Genomic DNA, 17,665 nt, shown 5'->3' with positions numbered 1-17,665 from the left:
GTGCCCGCACCCGCTCTTCGCCTCGTTCTGACCGAGGCGGGCATCGCCCGCTTCACCGCCGCGCAACTCGGCCAGCCGATCGACCTCTCGGTCGCGCGCGTCGGGCTGACCGCCGCGGTGGTCGCGGTCAGCCCGACGCTCACCGCGCTGCCCGGCGAGTTCCGCCGCGTGGCGACGCTTTCCGGCAAGCAGGTCGGCCGCGATGTCGCGCACCTGATCGTGCGCGACGAGGCGGCGCTCGCCTACCAGGTGCGCGGCGTCGGGCTGTTCCTCGCCGATGGCACGCTCTTCGCGGTCTACGCGCAGGCCGATCCGATCGTTGGCAAGTCGATCGGCAGCACCATGCTGCTGGCACTCGACATCGCCTTTCCGGCGAACAGCACCGCCGCGATCAGCTTCGGCGACACCAACTGGCTGAACCCGCCCGCGACCGAGGACGTGAAGGGCGTGGTGGAGCTGGCGACCGATGACGAGGTCACTGCCGGCGCTGATGCGTCGCGTGCGGTCACGCCGCGCGGCCTCGCGCGCCGCATCGCCGCTCTGTTCGCCGCGCGCAAGGTACTGGCGGCCGGTCTCGCCAGCGGAGGCGGCGCCTTGTCTGACGACGTGACCATTACTGTCACATCGGCGAGCGCGGCCGAGGTCGACGCCGGCACGGTTGCGACCAAAGCGGTGACGCCGGCCGCGCTCGCGAACCTGCTCGCCTCGCTCGCCAACAGCGTGCGGCTGACCCGGCGCATCAACACCAGCGGCCTCGCTATCGGTGGTCAGTCGCTCGCGACCGATCCGACCATCACCGTTCCGGCTGCCACCGTCGACATGACGAAGGTGGGCACTGTTGATAGCAGCGCGGTGACGCCGGCCGGCCTAAAGGGTGCGGGCTTCATCTACGTCGTGCGCAGCCAGCTGAGCGCGCAGAACGGCTACCGACAGTGGAGCGACGGCTTCATCGAGCAGTGGGGCTACGTCGACGGTGCGATCACCGGCGAACCCGCCATCAACATCGTCTTTCCCCTCCCCTTCACCACCGAATGCTTCGGTGTCGAGGGCACCGTCCGCAACACCGCGCAGTCCACCTCGGGCAGCCACACCGTGCAGGAGGTGAGCGTGTCGCTGAACGGCGCCGTCGTGTTCCTGCAATCGGACAACACCACCACCCAGGACGCAGCCGGCGGGTTCCGCTGGCGCGCGACAGGACGCTGATCGATGGCCAAGATCTCCGCACTCGAGCTGCTGACCGCCGCGGATGGCACCGAAGCCGTGCCGGTCGTGAAAGCCGGCCGATCGCGACGCATGTCGTTTGTGGCGCTCGCCGCTGCGATGGTGCCGTTTCTCACCAACTGGTACAAGGGCGACAAGGGCGATCCCGGCGGCAACATCATGTCGGTCGGCCCGTTCAGTGCGATGTCGGCGCTGACCATCCCTGCAGGCACCGACATCGTGCAGACCAGCGGTGCGATGCGCGGCTGCCTGATCGCCGACGAGTCGTTGACCGACGCTGATGCTGCCGCGCACCCGCTCGCGATCGTGAAGTCTGCAAACGGGCGCTTCTTCCGCCGTGAGGCGCGCGACCTTTGGGTCGAGCAGTTCGGTGCGAAGGGTGACGGCGTCACCAACGATGGTCCCGCGATCCGCGCGTGCATCGCCTATGCGGCGTTCTGCAGCCGCGTCGCTTCGCAGTATCAGCGCGGCACGCCGACCGTGAACCTGGGCGTGGGCGTGTTCGCGGTTGGCGGCGCCATCGACCTGCACTGCTCGGTCAAGATCCAGGGCCAGACCCGCGGCATGGAAGTCGGTGGTTACGCCACCATGATCGTGCAGAGCGGAGCCACCCACACCTTCATCGTCAATCGGTACGACACGCAAAACGGAGCCTACACTGGGTCTTTCGCGCCTGGTGCCGATGGTACCGAGATCTGCAACATCGCCTTTCGCTACGCGACCGGCTCGTACGAACGCGGAATGGGTGCCGGTTCGGCCGTCTTGGCGAAAGCACGCGTGTGGCTGCACGACTGCTTGATCGAGGGCTACCCAGGTCCAGGTTGGCAGGTAGTCGCGACCTCGCAGAATGCGCCGCCCCCCGATCCTGTCTTGCAGGGTGAAGCGTCGGGATCGGTGATCGAGCGCGTCGTCGCAAATGCCTGTTACGTGGGCGGTTACCTGGCTGGCGCAGACTCCAACATTCAGATGGTGGCCAACTGCACCTTTGGTGGAAACGACCGTTGGGGCTTGCTCGCCGTGCAGTTCCTGTCCTGCACGTTCGTCAATAATCACTTTAAGCTCAACGGCACGCTTCTGAACATCCTCTGCTCCTACCAGGGCACGCGCTACCAGTGCATGCCGGAGCGCGAGAACGACGCCAGCACGACTGTGCCCGGCACGAACGATGCCGTGTGGTCGCCGGTCGACCAATCCGTCTCGCTCAGCGTCACCTGGACGCCCGGCAAGACGTGGATCTCGGGCGGTGCGGTCTACCACCAGAACAGAAATGCCCGCAGCGTCTTCCTCTCGAACTACCATGAAGGCGGCGCAGGCGCGCCGGTGATCAACTTCCCGGCTTTCTCGGTCGGTGGCCAGTGGGAGCATGCGGCGGGGTCCGATGCCCTGTTCATTCGGGGTGAGCAGGGCAACTTGACGACCCGCGCGCTCGCCGTCGTTCGACAGAATGGCTCGATGATCTCGGAGATCAACCCGGATCGTGGCTGGGTGCTCGCGGGCAAGACGACGCCGGCCGGGGTATCTTTCTCAGCCTACGGCCAAGATTTCAGGTTCGTGTATGCCAACGCGGATGCCGCGGCCTTCTTCTATCTGACCGGTCCGTACACGACGCGCTACTTCGGGCGGCAATCCGCGGTCATCTACACGCCCTATTTTCACCGCGGCCTGGTGCTCGGCGAGCGGGTCGTCACCGGCACGTTCGGTGCGCCCGCGGACGGCGACTTCGCTGATGGTGAGATTCGCTTCAACCAGTCGCCGACCCTGGGTGGCCCGACCCACTATCACCGCGTCGGTGGCTCAGGTGGCACCTGGCGCGCGAGCGGCATCGTGGGCGGCGTGCAGGGCGCCGCGCGTGCCGACGCACCAGCCGCGACCGCGGGCAACGCCGCTGGCGCCACCCCCAGCGCGGCCGAGTTCAACGCCCTCGTCGCCGACAACGCCGCGCTGCGTGCCGTCGTCAACGACCTGCTCGCCAAGCTGCGCACCGCGAGGCTGATCGCGACTTAATGTGGTGAAGACCTCGGTCAGGTCTCTTCGCGATCTCGCACCTTCCGCCTAGCGACTTGCCGCGCTCCTCTAAAGCGCTGCGGCGGAGTCTAGCAGAGCTTGGCGTAGCGCTGAAACTGCCGCGGCTCTCAAGGCAGATTCAGGCTGGTCGCCAGGCGTGGCGAGAGGAACGTTCACAGAGACGCTGCGCGCGCCGGCCGCATCGTAAAACGTCGCGCTCGCCTTATTCCCGTGCAGATCAACATTCAAAGAGTTCAATTCGAACGACATAACAATCTCCTCGACCGTTGGTCTGCCGCGTTTACTTACGGGGGTCCAGTGTCGTCGCTCACCCCGCAACAACAGCGCGCACTCGCTCGACTCGCATCTCCGCGCCGGCATTCCTGCGACATGCGCGATCTCCCTCATGCTGCACTCCGCCGGCATTTCACCGAGTGCGGCTAAGCCTTTACCCTCGTTGCCGACATAGCCGCCATGCACGTCGCGAGGCTAATCTTGTAGAAAGCGTTTCAACAAGAGCACGCCCTCGCCTCCGCACGCACCCCGCGCATGGTCGCGGCATGGCCGAGCCTTACGACTATCAGCGCCTGATCGGCGATATCGCGCGCGAAGGCAGCGTTGTATCGGTCGACCTCGAAACTGCAACCGCGCGCATCCAGCTCGCCGACGATCTCGTCACCGGCGATCTTCCCTGGCTCTCGCCGCGCATGGGCGACACACGCGTCTGGTCGCCGCCGAGCGTCGGGGAGCAGGTGCTTGTCATCGCGCCCGAAAGCGACATCGCCCGCGGCATCATCATGGGTAGCCTGTCGAGTAGTGCCCGGCCGCAGCCGGCCCGCGACAAGAAGACCCTCCTCGACTTCGCTGACCGCGCGCTGATTGGCTACGATCCGACCGCGCACGCGCTCACCGCCTACCTGCCCGCCGGCGCGACCATCGTGCTCGTTGCCGATGGCGGTCTGAACATCACGGGCGATCTGACGATCGAAGGCGAGATCCGCTCAACGGGCAAGATCGTGTCCGCCGCCGACGTGGTTGGTGCGGGTAAAAGCCTCAAGGATCACGTTCACGTCGCGGTTCAGTCCGGACAGGGCTTGTCGGGCAAGCCGCAGTGAACGGCATGAATCGCATCTCGGGCAAGCCGCTTGCCGGCGCCGACCACCTCGCACAGTCGATCGGCGACATCCTCGGTACGCCGATCGGCACCCGCGTCGCCCGCCGTGACTATGGCTCGCGCGTGCCCGAGTTGCTTGATCAGCCGAACAACGCGGGTGGCCGAACGCGCATCTTCGCCGCGGCTGCGCTCGCCTTGCTACGTCAGGAGGGCCGCGCGCGAATCTCGCGCGTGATACTTTCTCCCGGCGACCATCCACACCAGGCGGTGCTGACCGTCACCGGACGCCGCACCGACGTTGCCGGCAGCCCCGCCTTCACCGCCTCCACCACCATCCGCGCCCTGTCGGCGCTCGCCTGAAAGGTCACCTGCGCATGAGCTTCCTGCACGGCATCAACGTCACCGAGGTGAAGAACAGCCCACGCTCGCTTGCCATTGTCGCCACCGCCGTCATTGGCCTGGTCGCAACCGCACCCGCCGCGAACGCCGCAGACTTCCCGCTCGACACGCCGGTGAAGGTGACCAACCTCGATGACGCCATCGCCAAGGCGGGGGCGAGCGGCACGCTGCGCGCCGCGCTGACCGCGATCAAGGGTCAGGTCGACGCACCCGTCATCGTCGTGCGTATCGCGCCCGGCGCTGACGCCGCTGCCACCACCGCCGCCATCATCGGAAAGGATGAGGCCGGCGTGAAGTCGGGCATGCAGGCGCTGCTCACCGCCTCGGCTCAGCTAAAGCTGCAGCCGCGCATCATCGGAGCGCCCGGTCTCGAGGACGAGCTGGTGACCGAAGCGCTGGTTGCCGTCGGCGAGCGGCTGCGCGCGCGCGTCTACGCCGCGGCGATCGGCGGCGATCGTGGCGAGGCGATTGCCTATCGCGGCCTCTTCCCCGATGCCCGCGCGCTCACCCTGCTGTGGCCGGGTGTCACCGCGCCCTATGGTGCCGATGGTGCCAGCATCCCCGTTTCCGTCGCCGCGATCGCGATGGGCGCGCGCGCCGCGATCGACCAGGCGCAGGGCTGGCACAAGACGCTCTCCAACGTGCCGCTCGCCGACGTGGACGGCCTGACCGCCGGCGTCACCTTCGACATCCAGGACGCGGACTGCGACGCCAACGTTCTGAACGCCAGTGAGCTGGTCACGATCGTACGCATCGCCGGCGATCTGCGCTTCTGGGGCAACCGCACCTGCGCCGAGAAGGGCAGCGACTTCGCCTTCGAGAGCGCGTGTCGCACGGCGCACATCCTCGCCGACTCAGTCGCGCTCGGGCTGGTGTGGGGCATCGACAAGCCGCTCGTGCCCAGCCTCGCGCGCGACATCGTGGAGGAGATCAACGAGTTGTTTCGCGCCGAGAAGCGCGCCGGCCGCATCCTCGGCGCGGTCGCCACCTTCAATCCAGCCAAGAACCCGGTCGACCAGCTCAAGGCCGGCAAGCTGGCGATCGGCTACCGCTACACCTTCGTGCCTCCGCTCGAGGCACTCGGGCTCGAGCAGGAGATCAGCGACGAGTTCTTCGCGGACTTCGCCAGCCTGGTTGCCGGCAGCTGACCGCCCGCACTGCCTCCCCTTCCCGCGACTGAAAGGCTGCCATCATGGCGTTCCCCACCAAGCTCAAGCAGATGAACATCTTCAACGCCGGCGAATCGTGCCTCGGCGAGGTCGTCTCGGTCACCCCGCCCAAGCTCAATCGCAAGCTAGAGGATTTTCGCGCTGGTGGCATGAACCGCCCAGTCAAGATCGACATGGGCGGCGAAGCGCTCGAGATGGAGGCGACCTACGGTGGCCCGATGCGCCGGGTGCTGCGTCAGGCTGCGATGCTGACGCTGTCGGGCGTCCAGCAGCGCTTCGTTGGTAGCTTTCAGAACGACGACACCGGCGCAATTGACACGGTCGAAATCGTCACGCGCGGACGGCACGAAGAGATCGATATGGGCGAACTGAAGCCCGGCGAGGATACAGAGTTCAAGGTCAAGAGCCAGCTCTCCTACTACAAGCTGATCTGGAACAACGAGGTCGTGATCGAGATCGACGTGCTCGGCATGGTCGAGCTGGTTGGCGGCGTAGACGTGATGGCCGGTCACCGCGCCGCACTCGGCATCTAAGGCGCCGCGCCCGCGCTGCCGCTAACGCTCTCCCCTGCCCCGATTGGATTGAACATGGACGATCAGAACAACAAGCCCGCGCCGGCCAACTCTGGCGAGCTGGAACTCGAATACGACATCGTCGTCGCCGACAAGGTCGTGATCGCGGCCGGCACCAAGGTGACCGTCCGCAAGCCGATGGGCGGCGCGCTGCGCGGTGCGAACCTCGGCGGGCTGGTGCGTATGGAATACAACCAGGTCGCGCTCGTCGCGCCGCGCGTGACCAGCCCGGTGCTCCACCCGCACCTGGTCGACGCGATGGACCCCGCCGACGTGACCATGCTGGCGGGGATCCTCGTTGATTTTTTGCTGCCGAGTGCGACGAAGGAGGCGCTCTCCCAGGCTGCGTAGAAGACCCCATGGCGGACATCGCCTTCGTCTTCCACTGGCAGCCTGACGCCCTCGACGCGCTCTCCGTCGCCGACCTGATGCAATGGCGCGAGCGCGCGGCGCGCCGCCACAATCCCGAGGGGAAGTAGCGTGGACAGGAACCTGCGCATCCGCATGCTGCTCGAGGCGGGGGACAAGGTTTCCCGCCCGCTGCGTGAGATCGCCGGCGGGTCGACCAAGGCCGCGGACGGCCTGCGCGCCACGCGTGATCGCCTGAAAGAGATCGACCGCGCGCAGACCAACATCGCCGGCTTTCGCGGGCTAAAGGCCGGGCTTCGCCAGACCGAAAGCGCACTGGACGCTGCCCGCGCGCGTGCCGCGGCACTCGGCCGCCAGGTCGCACAGACGCAGAACCCGACGCGCGCGCTCACCCGCGATTTCAACCGCGCCAAGGTCGAGCTGCAGCAGCTCGAGCGCCAGCAACAGGCTGAGACACGCCAGCTCGGCGAGCTGCGCGACCGGTTGCGCACCGCCGGCATCGCTACCAACGATCTCGCCCGGCACGAGCGCGAGCTGCGCCGCGAGGCTGGCCGCACCAGCGACGAGCTTCGCCAACAGGAACAGCGGCTCGGGCGTCTCGCCGATCGCGAGCGCCGCATCAACGCTGGCCGCGCACGGTTCACGCGAATGCAGGGTGTCGCGACCGGTTTGGCGGCGAGCGGTGCGGCCGCGATCAGCACCGGCGTCGTCATGGCCGCACCGCTGATCACCAGCGTGAAAGCGGCGCAGGAATACGAATCGGTCATGACCGACATCGGCCAGAAGGCCGACCTCTCGCGCGCCGCATCGGAGAAGCTTGGCCGCAACCTGCTCGTCGCTGCTCGCGCCGCCAACCAGATGCCCGCCGACCTGCAGGCGGGCGTCGACACACTCGCTGGCTTAGGCGCGAAGGTACCCGACGCCGTCAGGATGATGACGCCGATCGGCCGCGCGGCGACCGCCTACAAGGCCGAGATCGCCGACCTGTCGGCTGCCGCCTATGCCGCGACCGACAATCTGAAGGTACCGATCGCGCAGACCGGCAAGGTGATCGATATCATGGCGACCGCTGGCAAGGCGGGCGCGTTCGAGATCAAGGATATGGCGCAGTACTTTCCTGCGCTGACCGCTGCCTATCAGGGTCTCGGGCAGACCGGCAGCTTCGCGGTCGCGGATCTCGCCGCTGGCTTGCAAATCACGCGCAAGGGCGCGGGCGACGCCGCGACCGCCGGCACCAACCTCGCTAACATTCTGCAGAAGATCGCCTCGCCCGCCACCAACAAGGCGTTCGAAAAGATGGGCGTCGACCTACCCGCCGCGCTCAAGAAAGCCTATGCCGAGGGCAAGACCCCGCTCGAGGCAATTGCCGAGCTGACCAACAAGACGCTCAAAGGCGACCTGTCGAAACTCGGCTATTTGTTCGAGGACGCGCAGGTGCAGCAGGGGTTGCGTCCACTTATCCAGAACATGCAGCTCTATCGCCAGATCCGCGCCGAGGCGGCGGGTGCGGGCGGCACCACCGACAGCGACTTCGCCGTTCGCATGCAGGATTCGGCCGAGCAGACGAAGCAGCTCAAAATCAACGCCACCACCCTCGCGGTCACCCTCGGCGCGCAGCTGCTCCCGGCCGTCAACGCCGTCGTCGTGCGCGCAACTGCCTTTGCCACCTGGGTCAGCGATGTCGCCAACCGCTATCCCGGCCTCACGCGCGCGATCGGCGTCGGCGCTGCCGCCTTTGCCTCGCTCTTCTTCGTGCTCGGTGGTGGCGCGATCGTCATTGCCGGCCTGGTTGCGCCGTTTGCCGCGCTGTCGTTCGCGGCCGGCGCGCTCGGCATCGGCCTCCTGCCCGTGATCGGCATCGCGCTCGCCGTCGTGGCGGGCGTCGTCGCGATCGGCGCCGCGGCTTACGCCATTTACGCGAACTGGGGCGCGATCACCGGCTGGTTCGCGGGCGTGTGGTCGAGCATCAAAGCGACAGGCGTCAGCGCACTCGCCTGGTTCGCCGCTCTTCCCTTGCGCTTCGCACAGTTCGGCCGCGACATGATCAGCGGGCTGATCCGTGGCGTGCTCGGCATGGTTGGCGCACTCCGCTCCACCATCGTCGGCGTCGCCAGTTCGGCCGCAAGCTGGTTCGCCAAGAAGCTCGACATCCACTCGCCCAGCCGCGTCTTCGCCGGCTTTGGCGGCAACATCATCGACGGGCTGACCAACGGCATCGCCGCGCAGGAGAGCGAGCCGGTGCGCCGCATGGACAGCCTCTCGCGCCGCCTGTCCTTGGCGATCGTCAGCGGCACTGCGGTGCCCGCGCTGGCGATGGCGTCGCCCGCAGCTGCCGCAAGCGCGGCCGGCGCTGGTAGCGTGGCCGGTGCCCGCACCTACAACATCACCATCAACCAGCAGCCGGGCGAACACGCGCAGGATCTGGCACGCCTGATCGCCGACGAGATCGATCGTCGCGAGCGCGAGACCGCCGCGCGGGGGCGCTCGAGCTACGGTGACACGCCTGATTGGGAAACGCCCTGATGCTGCTCGCCCTCGGCCTCTTCGTCTTCTCGATCGACACGCTCGCATTCGATGAGCTGTCCCGCCGCGCCACCTGGCGCCATGCCTCCTCGACCCGCGTCGGCTCGCGCGATGCGACGCAGTTCACTGGACCAGGCGAAGAGACGATCAGCCTGCCCGGCACCGTCTTCACCGAGATCGCAGACGGTGAGGTGTCGGTGGACGAGCTGCGCCGCATGGCGGGCACCGGCGACGCCTGGTCGCTGGTCGACGGGCGCGGCTACGTCTACGGCGCCTTCGTCATCACCACCATCGATGATCGCCGAAAGGCGTTCTGGCCTGATGGCACGCCGCGGCAGATCGACTTTTCGATCGACCTGCTCCGCGTCGACGGCACCGACGCATGATCGCCAACATCCCTGCGCTGCGCGTTCTGGTCGACGGCACCGACATCACACCGACACTACAGGGCAAGGTACCGCAGCCGGGTGGCCAGCCCCCGCGCCCGCGCCTGGTCAGCCTTGGCATCACCGAGAAGCGCGGCGAGGAAGCCGACCAGCTTGACCTTGTGATCGATGACAGCGACGGCACCGTTGCGCTGCCGCCCACCGGCGCGAAGATCCACGTCTGGCTCGGCTGGAAACAGGGCAGTGACGTGACCGCCGGCCTGGTCGACAAGGGCTGGTTCATCGTGGACGAGGTCAATCATGGTGGGCCCCCCGACGTCATTACCGTGCGCGCCCGCGCGGCCGACTTCACCAGCGACTTAAAGACCAGGCGCGAGAAGGCTTGGCACGGCACCACCCTCGGCGCGATTGTCGCAGAGATCGCACAGGCACATGGCCTCACGCCGCGCTGCGCGCCCAGCCTCGCCGCTGTCGCGATCACCACCAAGGCGCAGAACCGTGAGAGCGACCTCGCCTTCCTCCGCCGCCTCGGCCGCGAGCGCGGCGCGGTCGCGAAGATCCTGCGCGGCGTGCTGATCCTGTCGCCGATCGGCGCCGCCACTACGCCGACCGGCAAGACGCTCGCCACCGTGACGATCGCGCGCCGCGACAGCGACACGCATCAGTTCAGCCGGCAGAAGCGCGAGGACGTGCCCGGCGTGAAGGCGACTTGGCACGACCGCAAAGAGGGCAAGCGGCAGCATTTCGTCGCTGGCGAGGTGAAGGGCGCGAAGACGCTCACGAAGGTGTTCGCCACCGAGGAAGAGGCGCAGACCGCCGCCAATGCCGCCAAGGCGCGCGCCGGTCGCGAGCCGGTGTCGCTCTCTCTCACGCTCGCGCTCGGCCGCGCGGATCTACACCCCGAGACGAAGGCGAAGGTCAGCGGCTACAAGCCGGCGATCGACGCCATTGGTTGGCTGGTGACCGAGGTGGCGCACAGCGTCGGCGAGCGTGGGTTCACGACACAGATCAAGCTGGAGAACTCGTAATGCGCGATCTGCCGCGCGATATTGGTTAGTCAGCGTCGTCAACATCAGCTAACTGAAGATAACCGCCGCGTGTCACAGATCTGTTCCAATAATCACGCATCCATCGCCATTTTGCCCGAACAGAAGCAGGAAGTTCCCGATTAGAAGCGGAAGCGTTGATGTGACCAGCTATGACCCTTGCCGGTTCGATTAAATCGACCTTCCCGGGCTCCGGCTTCGGATCGAATTCCGCGAAATCAAGAAAGGTGTCGAGAATCGGTGTTAGATCATAGTGGTCTCTTATGACCTGCTCGGACAGGCCGTACATCGCACTATAATCGTCTACTGCGTCCTTCATAGTGCTGTGCAGAGCTATACGAGGAGGGGCGCCCGAAGCATCGCAACCATACGCTTTCAATAAGCCAGTTCCAAATAGCACGTCGTCCGTATGCGTAAGATTACCAACTGCTATACCACCCCGGAGCAGTATACCACGCTGTATCAAATTAGTTGCCAACATCCTACAGCCAGAGAACACAGCATTTATGCCGTACAGATTGAGACCGGCTGATATCACAATCGAGTCAGAGAACTGAGTAAACTCAAAGCCGACCCTTGGATTTCGCGCAAGCGTATCTCGTAACGTACGAATGATTGTTAATATAATCTCGCGAGGCTCTTCGCTGTGATCAGCCTCTTCGACCAAGTTACTGAAACCGAGTACGTCTAAAAACGCGACCACTCGTAACTCATACTCTCGCTCACCCACGTCTCGCCGCGCTGTACCCACCGACTTATCGCTCCTCATCTAAGTTGATAGTACCTTCGCCGTTAACCGCGTCTTCCCGCAGGCGAACGCTTTCGCGCAAGCGCCAGTTATCACAAACTCAAACCCAGACACGGGTCTTTGCAATACCGATGTAATCGACCCCTACAATGGTAGCGGAACGGTTAACGAAGCTTTGACTTTCTAGCAGCAAGGAGACCACAGGCGCTTTACTGTCAGCTCATATTTGGCGAGGTCAGTTGTCTTCTATCATCGGCGCGTCAGGTGCGTCTCCGAGATCAGGATAGCGGAACGGCGGTGGAGCCGGCGCGTCCGTCAGGATCTCGTAATGGCGCACTGCCTCAACCATCATGTCGCCGATCCGAAGCCGCGCCCGCAGTCTGCGAGCCGGCTCGTGATGCTGCAGCTCCTTGTACTGGCTGGCGGTCACCTTCCGCAGTGCCGACGCCAACCGATCGCGCAACTCGTCGCGGTTAACCTGCCGCATCGCGCACCTTCTCGGTCTTGATCCCGACCGGCACCGCAAGGAAGTGCTGCTGCTGCGACTCGTCCCAACTCGCCAACTCCAGCGCAATCGCATCATCGATCGCGTGCGCCGCGCTGTCGCGCCACGGAGCGCGCTGCTCTCCAAACACGGTGATGCAGTAGCGGAAGCGGATGCCTAGAGCCGGCAGCGGCCGCTCCACCACTTCCTCGACACGAGCCTGCCGCCATAATGCCGCGCCCATCAGTATGCGGCCCAGTCGAGCTCGGCGTCGTCCAGCGCCTCGAACATGTCACCATCCGCCTGCGTCGTGATCAGCCGCGCCCGCACCTCCTGCGGTGTTCCGTGGCGAGGGAAACCACGGTCACCCGCCGCTCCCTTGGCGAGCTGCCCGATCAACCCACCGCGCTCACCCTGGCACAACAGCCACGCGCCGAAAGTCACCTGCGTACTCGCGTCAATCGTGTCCTGCATTTCCGACTCCTTCTGCTCGACTCGCCTTTGACCAGAACATAGATGTTCGGTGTTTGTTCTCATAGGGCGACGAAGATGAAGGAGTTCACGCTGGCTATCGTCGGGATCGATTACCCCAACGCCGACCGCGCGCGCACTAACCGGCGATCGGAGCTGCTGCTGCTCAAGGAGGGTGCCCCGCTGGCGCTCGTGCCCGAGCCGAAGAACCCGCATGATTGCTGGGCAGTGGCGGTGTTCAGCCCGAGCGGCGTTCAGGTCGGCTACGTCACGGCCGAGCGATCACAGTGGATTGGAGGCAAGATCCGCGAGGGGCTTGAGGTCAACGCGATCTATCAGGGTATCGTCGGCAAGGCAGGATACACGCGCGTCCGTGTCGGTGGCGGTGCACCGACACTACCACCGGTCGCCTTCGCAGCGCCGATCGGCGAGGAGCACGACCCTGCGGACGGCGACGGCTTCTGGCCCGATGAAGACGGCCCCGAGTGGGGTACGTGACCGCTGCGATCACGCTCCCCACTGTTCGCTGCTCAGAGCCAGTACTCAGCCAGCCCGTACGCGAGCATACCAAGCAGAACGAAGGCGGCGAGCGTCCATAGCGCGTCGGTGCATCGCCCGAGATTAAGACCGTTCACGATGGCATAGGTGCCTTCTGCGCCTGCTTGTACGCGCTTTTTGCCGCGCTCTCCGCCCGACGCGCATCTTCGAGCAGCTCGCCGTATTCGGCTACCCAGTGGTGCTCCTTGTCGCAGATCACGCCGTCGGCTGCGACCACACGGTTGACGAACCGGGTCAGCACCGTCGCCGCGGTGCTGCTGTGCGCGTATTGCGCGATCGCCGACCGGAACACCTCGCCATCAGGCGCCAGGCGCCGCGCATGGGCGAGTATCTCCGCCATTGGCGGCTCGTTCTCCCATTCCTTGCGGATCCACAGCGAGCAGACGAAATCCTCGATCGCCTGTTCTTCAAGGCGGTGCCATCGGCCGTCGCACCTCGCCATGAAGCTGAGGACGTTCAGCCCGGCCACGATAAGCGACTTGTTGCTCGATGTCGTGTTCCAGTCGTGCTTCAACACCTTGTACGCGCCGACGAGAAACTGCTCGAAGAAGCTGCCATCGCCCAGGCACTCACCCGTCTGCGCGTCGGTGACGGCCTTGATGCGATCGCAATTGAAGGTCTTATAGCGTCTCGACTCGCCGCAGATTGCGCCGATGCGAGGGTTCCCGTTGAAGTGCTCGTACTTGCGGCAACTGATCGCCCGCTCGCTCACCACGCCATCTGCGTTGACGTATTCGATGATGCACAGGAAGCCGGCGATCGGCTGTGGTTCGTCGCCGGCCGGGGGCGGTGCCTCGGCCTCGCTCTCCGGCATCGCCACCGCAATGCTTGGTGGAAGAACAGCGACCTTCTCGGTCAGACGCTGCGCCGAAACACTCACCATGCTCACCCCCCTTGAGCGTTCGCTAAGTCCTGCGAACGATGTGTGAAACCTTGCCGACGACGTTCAGCTCGTCCGGGTGCGCGTAATCGGGCGGCACCTTGTCGTTGTCCGACAGGATCGTGACCTTGTCGCCGCGGATGCGCAGCCGCTTCATCATCGCCATCCCGCCGATCGTGAAAGCCCAGATCGCGTCCTGGTCGCGGACGCTACGATCCGATCGATCGATCAGCACGATGTCGTGATCGTTGATCGTCGGTGACATCGAATCGCCCCGCCCCCTCGCCCACGTGAGCGACGCAGCCGGCGTGCTGGTCAGCGCTTCGAGCCACTGACTTGGAAAATACATCAGATCGACGTTGACCGGATCGTCCGCGAACGTCGCTCCCATACCGTAAGCGAGATCGATCGATGCCACCGGCACGAGGTCGAGCAGCTGCGCCATCTGCTCGCGGGTCGGTGCCGGCGGCGCGTCTGTGGCCGGATCATCCGTCTCTGAAGTCAGATAATCGACAGAGGTTTCAAGGGCGCGTGCGATCTTGTGCAGATAGGATGAGGATCGCGCATCACCACGTACAAGATTGTTGATCGTTGTCTGCGCGAGAGAAACGCGTCGCGCCAACTCTGCTTGGCTCATGCCGAGCGCGTGAAGACGCTCTAATATCCGCTCGCCAACCGTCATGGCGTGGTTCTACCGAAAACGCGGTAGAACCGTACTCCATAATTATGGTTGACGATGCTACCGCATCGGCGGTAGTCGCACACTATGGCTGTTGAACACGTCCTAGACTCGCCGCTTGCACAAGCCGTTCGCCAAGCTGGCGGGCAATCAGCCTTCGCGCGGATCATTGGTCGTAAGCAGTCGACGGTCTTTAGCTGGTTAGTTCGCAATCACCCTCTCCCTGCGGAGCTCGTGTTGGAGGTCGAAAAGCGTACTGGCGTGTCGCGACATGATCTCCGGCCGGGCGTGTTCCCAGCGGAAGACACTACGGTGATAGCGGTAGGGCACGGTCGCCTCACGTCAGATCGCGCGATTATTTCTGACGGGCGCAAAGCATGACGATCGAACGCGAGCCCGGCACCTTCGAGCACGCCGTGAAGGTGATCATGGATCACCTCGGGACTGACGGTGTCGCTCGCTTTGCAGAACAGAACGGCTGGTCGGTCAGCTTGGTCGAAAAGTGGTCGCTGCCAACTGTCGACCGCTGCCCCAACGTGCACCAGGCGCTCGCCCTCGACACCGCCTACATCATGGCGGGCGGTGAAGGCGCACCGATGCACGAGGCGCACGAAGCGTTGCTCACCCGCGAGGTTGGCGAGAGCGTTGCCTGCCGGCGCGCGCTCGCCGCCACGATCGCCGAAGCCAGTGCAGAGATGGGCGACGCCACCGCGGCAGCCATCATGCTCACCCAACCGGGCGCCAGCCCGCACCAGATACATCGTGCGATGCGCGAGGCTGAACAGGCGCTCGGCGCCGTTGGTCGCCTGCGCCGCACGATCCGCAGATTCCTGTCCACCGGGGGACGGGTGCCGGGGGGAGCCCACCAGTGAAGAAGAGAAGTTATCCTGCGCGCATACCGGGCATCGCCTGCCCGCACTGCCGCGCACGCGCCATCGCCTACGATTCGGTCGAGATCGACCTGCTCACGCGCGAAATCCGCTTCCGCTGCGATGACGCTGATTGCGGACACACTTTCGTGGGTCAGCTCGGCATCTTCCGCACCGTGCGTCCGAGCATGAAGCCGAACCCGGCGGTGCAGCTGCCGATGGGTCAATGGCGGTCGAAGCCGGCCAATGACGACACGCGCGTGCCCGCCAACGACGACGTTCTGCCCGCCGCGGTCGCGGTGCCGGTCGACGGCACCGAACCCATGACAGGCTGATCACCGCGCGGCTCGGCCGCGTCCCGCACTCCCGCTCCCCCTACCCGCCGGAAAGTCCCGCTTCCGGCAACGTCACCCCTTTGCCTGAAAGGATTGCCCCATGATGCACGCCTTCCCCCGCACCTTCTCGTTGCCGCAGGATCGGCGCGAGCGGGTGGCACAGACCGCCTTTGCTCCCCTCACCGCCGCTGCCTACTTGCGCCTGCGCCGCGAGGCTGCCGGCCTGTCGATCGCCGCGGTCGCCCGCGCGCTCGCCAAGAAGCCGGGCGATCTCACCGCCGCCACTGATCTCGTCCACATGCTCGAGCAGCCGGGCAACGTCGCCCGCAAGATCAAGACGCTCTACGCGCTGCAGGCGATCTTCCCCTTCGACCAGGCAGTCTACGGTCAGCTCGCGCGCGAGCCGGCCGAGCACCACCCGCAGGTCTGCCGCGGTTGCGGCTGCAGCGAGTGGGACACCGACGACGCGCGTGCCGAGACCTTCGCATGGGCGAGCGAGCATAGCTGCGTCCGCTGTGCTGGTGCTTCCGCCGCGGAGCGCGACCAGTGATCGCCGGCGTCGACGCACCGCGCAGCCGCGCACACCGCGCCTTTCGCATCGCGGGCAAGCTCGCTCTTATCCTGCTCGCCATTCTGCTCGCGCCGATCGTCGCCGCCTGGGCGCTGGCGCAGCTCGCCGGGACGCCGCGGTGATGGGCCGCGGCTTCACCCCTCGCGCGGGCTTCTGCCTCGCGGGCCTCGTCATCGGGCAGCTGTTCGTCATCGTGCTGGATCGCCTCATCGGCGGTCCCGGCCCCTTCGTTGCGTTCGGCCTGTGATGTGGCCCGCGCAGCTCCTGCGCAACCGTGCGCCAGCGCCGGCATCGCTCGCGGTGATCGCTGCCTCTACCTCGGCATCGGTCAGCTCGCCGGTAAGCAGTGCGACGTTCTCTCAGTGCGCCGCGTCTTCACGACCATCCGCTTCGACAACGGCACCGCGGTGCTCGCACTCGTCGCCGACCTCCACCCTGTCCGGCGCCGCCCGCCGCCCATGTTCTGACCGGCCGCGTCTTGTTGAATGTCATTCGACAAGGTCGCGGTCTGGTCCCGGCGCGCTCGCCCCTTCCACGAAGAGGACCGCCCTATGACCAGCACGTCCACCACCCCTGTCCGTGCCCGCACGGGCAAGGCTGACGCTCTCGTCTGTGCCGCAAAACCGGCTCAATCACGCGGCGTTTTCAACGTTGGCCGCATGCAGGGGCTGGAAACAGCCGCGAAGCTGCTCGGCGGTCAGCAGATCCTCGGCGACGCGATCGGCGTCGGCTCGCGTAGCATGCGCTCGAAGTTCTCGGCCGAGCGCGGCATCAGCGATGGCGACATCCGCCTGACCATCGCCGCGCTCGAGAGCAAAGCGAAGCGCCTGCTCGATCACGCCGAAAAGCTGCGCGGGGAGATCATACCCGAAAGCACGAACTTACACGCACCCGAGGCCGAGCAGCTCGACATCGAACAGGCGATCGAGGCTACCCAATGAAGACGGCCGCACAGGCGAAGGAAGCGGGCTGCGCAGCCCGAGCAGGCCGCTTTCTGCGGGTTGATGACGTAATCGCCAGCACCGGCCTCAGTCGCGCAACGATCTACCGGTTGGTCGCGAATCGCACGTTCCCTGCCCAACATCGCCTGACGATCCGGTGCATTGGATGGTGGGAAAGTGAGGTCGAAGCTTGGCTGAAAAGCCGGCTGTCAGGCTCCGCACTCGACGCCTAGCAGAGAATAAGGGGGCACAGCAGGGGGCACTGCTGATGCTGGTAAAAACGATAAGTCAGCGAAAGCAGCTATTTATGATCATTCAGCCGACAG

The 17,665-nt window shown here is 65.5% G+C and carries 27 protein-coding genes and 1 pseudogene; 21 read left to right on the top strand and 7 right to left on the bottom strand.

Annotated elements, in window-relative coordinates; translation table 11 throughout:
• The 11 genes from SMN802W_RS17655 to SMN802W_RS0112500 all read left to right on the top strand — a co-directional run bounded on the left by SMN802W_RS17655 (nucleotide 1) and on the right by SMN802W_RS0112500 (nucleotide 10,785).
• Nucleotides 1-1,203: a gp53-like domain-containing protein gene (locus tag SMN802W_RS17655; protein ID WP_019517265.1), complete on the top strand. Its 1,203-nt coding sequence runs from the start codon at nucleotides 1-3 to the stop codon at nucleotides 1,201-1,203.
• Between the two features lie 3 nt (nucleotides 1,204-1,206).
• On the top strand, nucleotides 1,207-3,225 hold the full coding sequence (locus SMN802W_RS18510) for a glycosyl hydrolase family 28-related protein (protein WP_019517264.1): 2,019 nt from the start codon (nucleotides 1,207-1,209) through the stop codon (nucleotides 3,223-3,225).
• A 560-nt stretch (nucleotides 3,226-3,785) separates the two neighbouring features.
• Nucleotides 3,786-4,340, top strand: coding sequence for a phage baseplate assembly protein V (locus tag SMN802W_RS0112540; protein ID WP_019517263.1), 555 nt, complete (start codon nucleotides 3,786-3,788; stop codon nucleotides 4,338-4,340).
• A gap of 5 nt (nucleotides 4,341-4,345) precedes the next feature.
• Nucleotides 4,346-4,699, top strand: a complete 354-nt coding sequence (locus SMN802W_RS0112535) for a GPW/gp25 family protein (RefSeq protein WP_238560203.1) — start codon at nucleotides 4,346-4,348, stop codon at nucleotides 4,697-4,699.
• Nucleotides 4,700-4,713: 14 nt separating this feature from the next.
• Nucleotides 4,714-5,886 (top strand): phage tail sheath subtilisin-like domain-containing protein, encoded by a 1,173-nt coding sequence (locus SMN802W_RS0112530; protein WP_019517261.1) that lies wholly within the window; start codon nucleotides 4,714-4,716, stop codon nucleotides 5,884-5,886.
• A gap of 44 nt (nucleotides 5,887-5,930) precedes the next feature.
• On the top strand, nucleotides 5,931-6,440 hold the full coding sequence (locus tag SMN802W_RS0112525; protein ID WP_019517260.1) for a phage major tail tube protein: 510 nt from the start codon (nucleotides 5,931-5,933) through the stop codon (nucleotides 6,438-6,440).
• 54 nt (nucleotides 6,441-6,494) lie between these two features.
• Complete coding sequence (locus SMN802W_RS0112520) at nucleotides 6,495-6,830, top strand: phage tail assembly protein (RefSeq protein WP_019517259.1); 336 nt, start codon at nucleotides 6,495-6,497, stop codon at nucleotides 6,828-6,830.
• An 8-nt stretch (nucleotides 6,831-6,838) separates the two neighbouring features.
• Nucleotides 6,839-6,958 carry a GpE family phage tail protein gene (locus tag SMN802W_RS0112515; protein WP_019517258.1) on the top strand — a complete coding sequence of 40 codons (120 nt, stop codon included), beginning with the start codon at nucleotides 6,839-6,841 and terminating at the stop codon, nucleotides 6,956-6,958.
• A gap of 1 nt (nucleotide 6,959) precedes the next feature.
• A complete protein-coding gene (locus SMN802W_RS0112510) occupies nucleotides 6,960-9,371 on the top strand; it encodes a phage tail tape measure protein (RefSeq protein WP_238560202.1) in 2,412 nt (803 codons plus the stop codon).
• Nucleotides 9,371-9,757 carry a phage tail protein gene (locus SMN802W_RS0112505; RefSeq protein WP_019517256.1) on the top strand — a complete coding sequence of 129 codons (387 nt, stop codon included), beginning with the start codon at nucleotides 9,371-9,373 and terminating at the stop codon, nucleotides 9,755-9,757. Before SMN802W_RS0112510 ends, SMN802W_RS0112505 begins: the two co-directional genes overlap by 1 nt.
• Nucleotides 9,754-10,785 carry a contractile injection system protein, VgrG/Pvc8 family gene (locus SMN802W_RS0112500; RefSeq protein ID WP_019517255.1) on the top strand — a complete coding sequence of 344 codons (1,032 nt, stop codon included), beginning with the start codon at nucleotides 9,754-9,756 and terminating at the stop codon, nucleotides 10,783-10,785. The genes SMN802W_RS0112505 and SMN802W_RS0112500 overlap by 4 nt, the downstream gene beginning before the upstream one ends.
• 25 nt (nucleotides 10,786-10,810) lie before the next feature.
• Here SMN802W_RS0112500 and SMN802W_RS18370 read toward each other — a convergent pair whose 3' ends face one another.
• The 4 genes from SMN802W_RS18370 to SMN802W_RS0112485 all read right to left on the bottom strand — a co-directional run bounded on the left by SMN802W_RS18370 (nucleotide 10,811) and on the right by SMN802W_RS0112485 (nucleotide 12,509).
• Nucleotides 10,811-11,533 (bottom strand): hypothetical protein, encoded by a 723-nt coding sequence (locus SMN802W_RS18370; RefSeq protein ID WP_156818883.1) that lies wholly within the window; start codon nucleotides 11,531-11,533, stop codon nucleotides 10,811-10,813.
• Nucleotides 11,534-11,786: 253 nt separating this feature from the next.
• Complete coding sequence (locus tag SMN802W_RS0112495) at nucleotides 11,787-12,038, bottom strand: hypothetical protein (RefSeq protein ID WP_019517254.1); 252 nt, start codon at nucleotides 12,036-12,038, stop codon at nucleotides 11,787-11,789.
• On the bottom strand, nucleotides 12,025-12,279 hold the full coding sequence (locus tag SMN802W_RS0112490) for a hypothetical protein (protein ID WP_238560201.1): 255 nt from the start codon (nucleotides 12,277-12,279) through the stop codon (nucleotides 12,025-12,027). Before SMN802W_RS0112490 ends, SMN802W_RS0112495 begins: the two co-directional genes overlap by 14 nt.
• Nucleotides 12,279-12,509, bottom strand: a complete 231-nt coding sequence (locus tag SMN802W_RS0112485; RefSeq protein WP_019517252.1) for a hypothetical protein — start codon at nucleotides 12,507-12,509, stop codon at nucleotides 12,279-12,281. The genes SMN802W_RS0112490 and SMN802W_RS0112485 overlap by 1 nt, the downstream gene beginning before the upstream one ends.
• 75 nt (nucleotides 12,510-12,584) lie before the next feature.
• Here SMN802W_RS0112485 and SMN802W_RS0112480 point away from each other — a divergent pair, with 75 nt between their 5' ends.
• On the top strand, nucleotides 12,585-13,004 hold the full coding sequence (locus tag SMN802W_RS0112480) for an HIRAN domain-containing protein (RefSeq protein WP_019517251.1): 420 nt from the start codon (nucleotides 12,585-12,587) through the stop codon (nucleotides 13,002-13,004).
• A gap of 133 nt (nucleotides 13,005-13,137) precedes the next feature.
• Here the strand turns inward: SMN802W_RS0112480 and SMN802W_RS0112475 are convergent, their stop codons facing one another.
• The 3 genes and pseudogenes from SMN802W_RS0112475 to SMN802W_RS18995 form a co-directional block, all read right to left on the bottom strand.
• Complete coding sequence (locus SMN802W_RS0112475) at nucleotides 13,138-13,947, bottom strand: tellurite resistance TerB family protein (RefSeq protein WP_019517250.1); 810 nt, start codon at nucleotides 13,945-13,947, stop codon at nucleotides 13,138-13,140.
• Between the two features lie 22 nt (nucleotides 13,948-13,969).
• Nucleotides 13,970-14,389, bottom strand: a complete 420-nt coding sequence (locus SMN802W_RS17980; RefSeq protein WP_026326080.1) for a S24 family peptidase — start codon at nucleotides 14,387-14,389, stop codon at nucleotides 13,970-13,972.
• Between the two features lie 69 nt (nucleotides 14,390-14,458).
• Nucleotides 14,459-14,626 (bottom strand): annotated as a pseudogene (locus SMN802W_RS18995) (helix-turn-helix transcriptional regulator); the annotation flags it as partial.
• An 84-nt stretch (nucleotides 14,627-14,710) separates the two neighbouring features.
• On the opposite strand from SMN802W_RS18995, the gene SMN802W_RS18990 reads away from it, so the two are divergent.
• The 9 genes from SMN802W_RS18990 (at nucleotide 14,711) to SMN802W_RS0112430 (ending at nucleotide 17,572) form a co-directional block, all read left to right on the top strand.
• Complete coding sequence (locus tag SMN802W_RS18990; protein WP_083925770.1) at nucleotides 14,711-15,004, top strand: YdaS family helix-turn-helix protein; 294 nt, start codon at nucleotides 14,711-14,713, stop codon at nucleotides 15,002-15,004.
• A complete protein-coding gene (locus SMN802W_RS0112465) occupies nucleotides 15,001-15,495 on the top strand; it encodes a hypothetical protein (protein WP_019517247.1) in 495 nt (164 codons plus the stop codon). The genes SMN802W_RS18990 and SMN802W_RS0112465 overlap by 4 nt, the downstream gene beginning before the upstream one ends.
• Complete coding sequence (locus SMN802W_RS17650; protein ID WP_019517246.1) at nucleotides 15,492-15,827, top strand: ogr/Delta-like zinc finger family protein; 336 nt, start codon at nucleotides 15,492-15,494, stop codon at nucleotides 15,825-15,827. Before SMN802W_RS0112465 ends, SMN802W_RS17650 begins: the two co-directional genes overlap by 4 nt.
• A 100-nt stretch (nucleotides 15,828-15,927) precedes the next feature.
• A complete protein-coding gene (locus SMN802W_RS0112455) occupies nucleotides 15,928-16,377 on the top strand; it encodes a hypothetical protein (RefSeq protein WP_019517245.1) in 450 nt (149 codons plus the stop codon).
• Nucleotides 16,374-16,520 carry a hypothetical protein gene (locus SMN802W_RS18365; RefSeq protein WP_019517244.1) on the top strand — a complete coding sequence of 49 codons (147 nt, stop codon included), beginning with the start codon at nucleotides 16,374-16,376 and terminating at the stop codon, nucleotides 16,518-16,520. The genes SMN802W_RS0112455 and SMN802W_RS18365 overlap by 4 nt, the downstream gene beginning before the upstream one ends.
• The gene (locus SMN802W_RS18845) at nucleotides 16,520-16,645 is read left to right on the top strand and encodes a hypothetical protein (protein ID WP_019517243.1); all 126 of its coding nucleotides are present in this window, start codon (nucleotides 16,520-16,522) and stop codon (nucleotides 16,643-16,645) included. The genes SMN802W_RS18365 and SMN802W_RS18845 overlap by 1 nt, the downstream gene beginning before the upstream one ends.
• Nucleotide 16,646: 1 nt before the next feature.
• A complete protein-coding gene (locus tag SMN802W_RS0112440) occupies nucleotides 16,647-16,865 on the top strand; it encodes a hypothetical protein (RefSeq protein WP_019517242.1) in 219 nt (72 codons plus the stop codon).
• Nucleotides 16,866-16,949: 84 nt separating this feature from the next.
• Nucleotides 16,950-17,339 (top strand): hypothetical protein, encoded by a 390-nt coding sequence (locus tag SMN802W_RS0112435; protein WP_156818882.1) that lies wholly within the window; start codon nucleotides 16,950-16,952, stop codon nucleotides 17,337-17,339.
• The gene (locus SMN802W_RS0112430) at nucleotides 17,336-17,572 is read left to right on the top strand and encodes a helix-turn-helix transcriptional regulator (protein WP_019517240.1); all 237 of its coding nucleotides are present in this window, start codon (nucleotides 17,336-17,338) and stop codon (nucleotides 17,570-17,572) included. The genes SMN802W_RS0112435 and SMN802W_RS0112430 overlap by 4 nt, the downstream gene beginning before the upstream one ends.
• The last annotated feature ends 93 nt before the right edge of the window (nucleotides 17,573-17,665 follow it).

The sequence above is a fragment of the Sphingomonas sp. Mn802worker genome, from assembly GCF_000382485.1.
Classification (GTDB): Bacteria; Pseudomonadota; Alphaproteobacteria; order Sphingomonadales; family Sphingomonadaceae; genus Sphingomonas.
The sequence above is the reverse complement of the archived record's forward strand: the minus strand, read 5'-3'. Positions and strand labels throughout refer to the sequence as shown.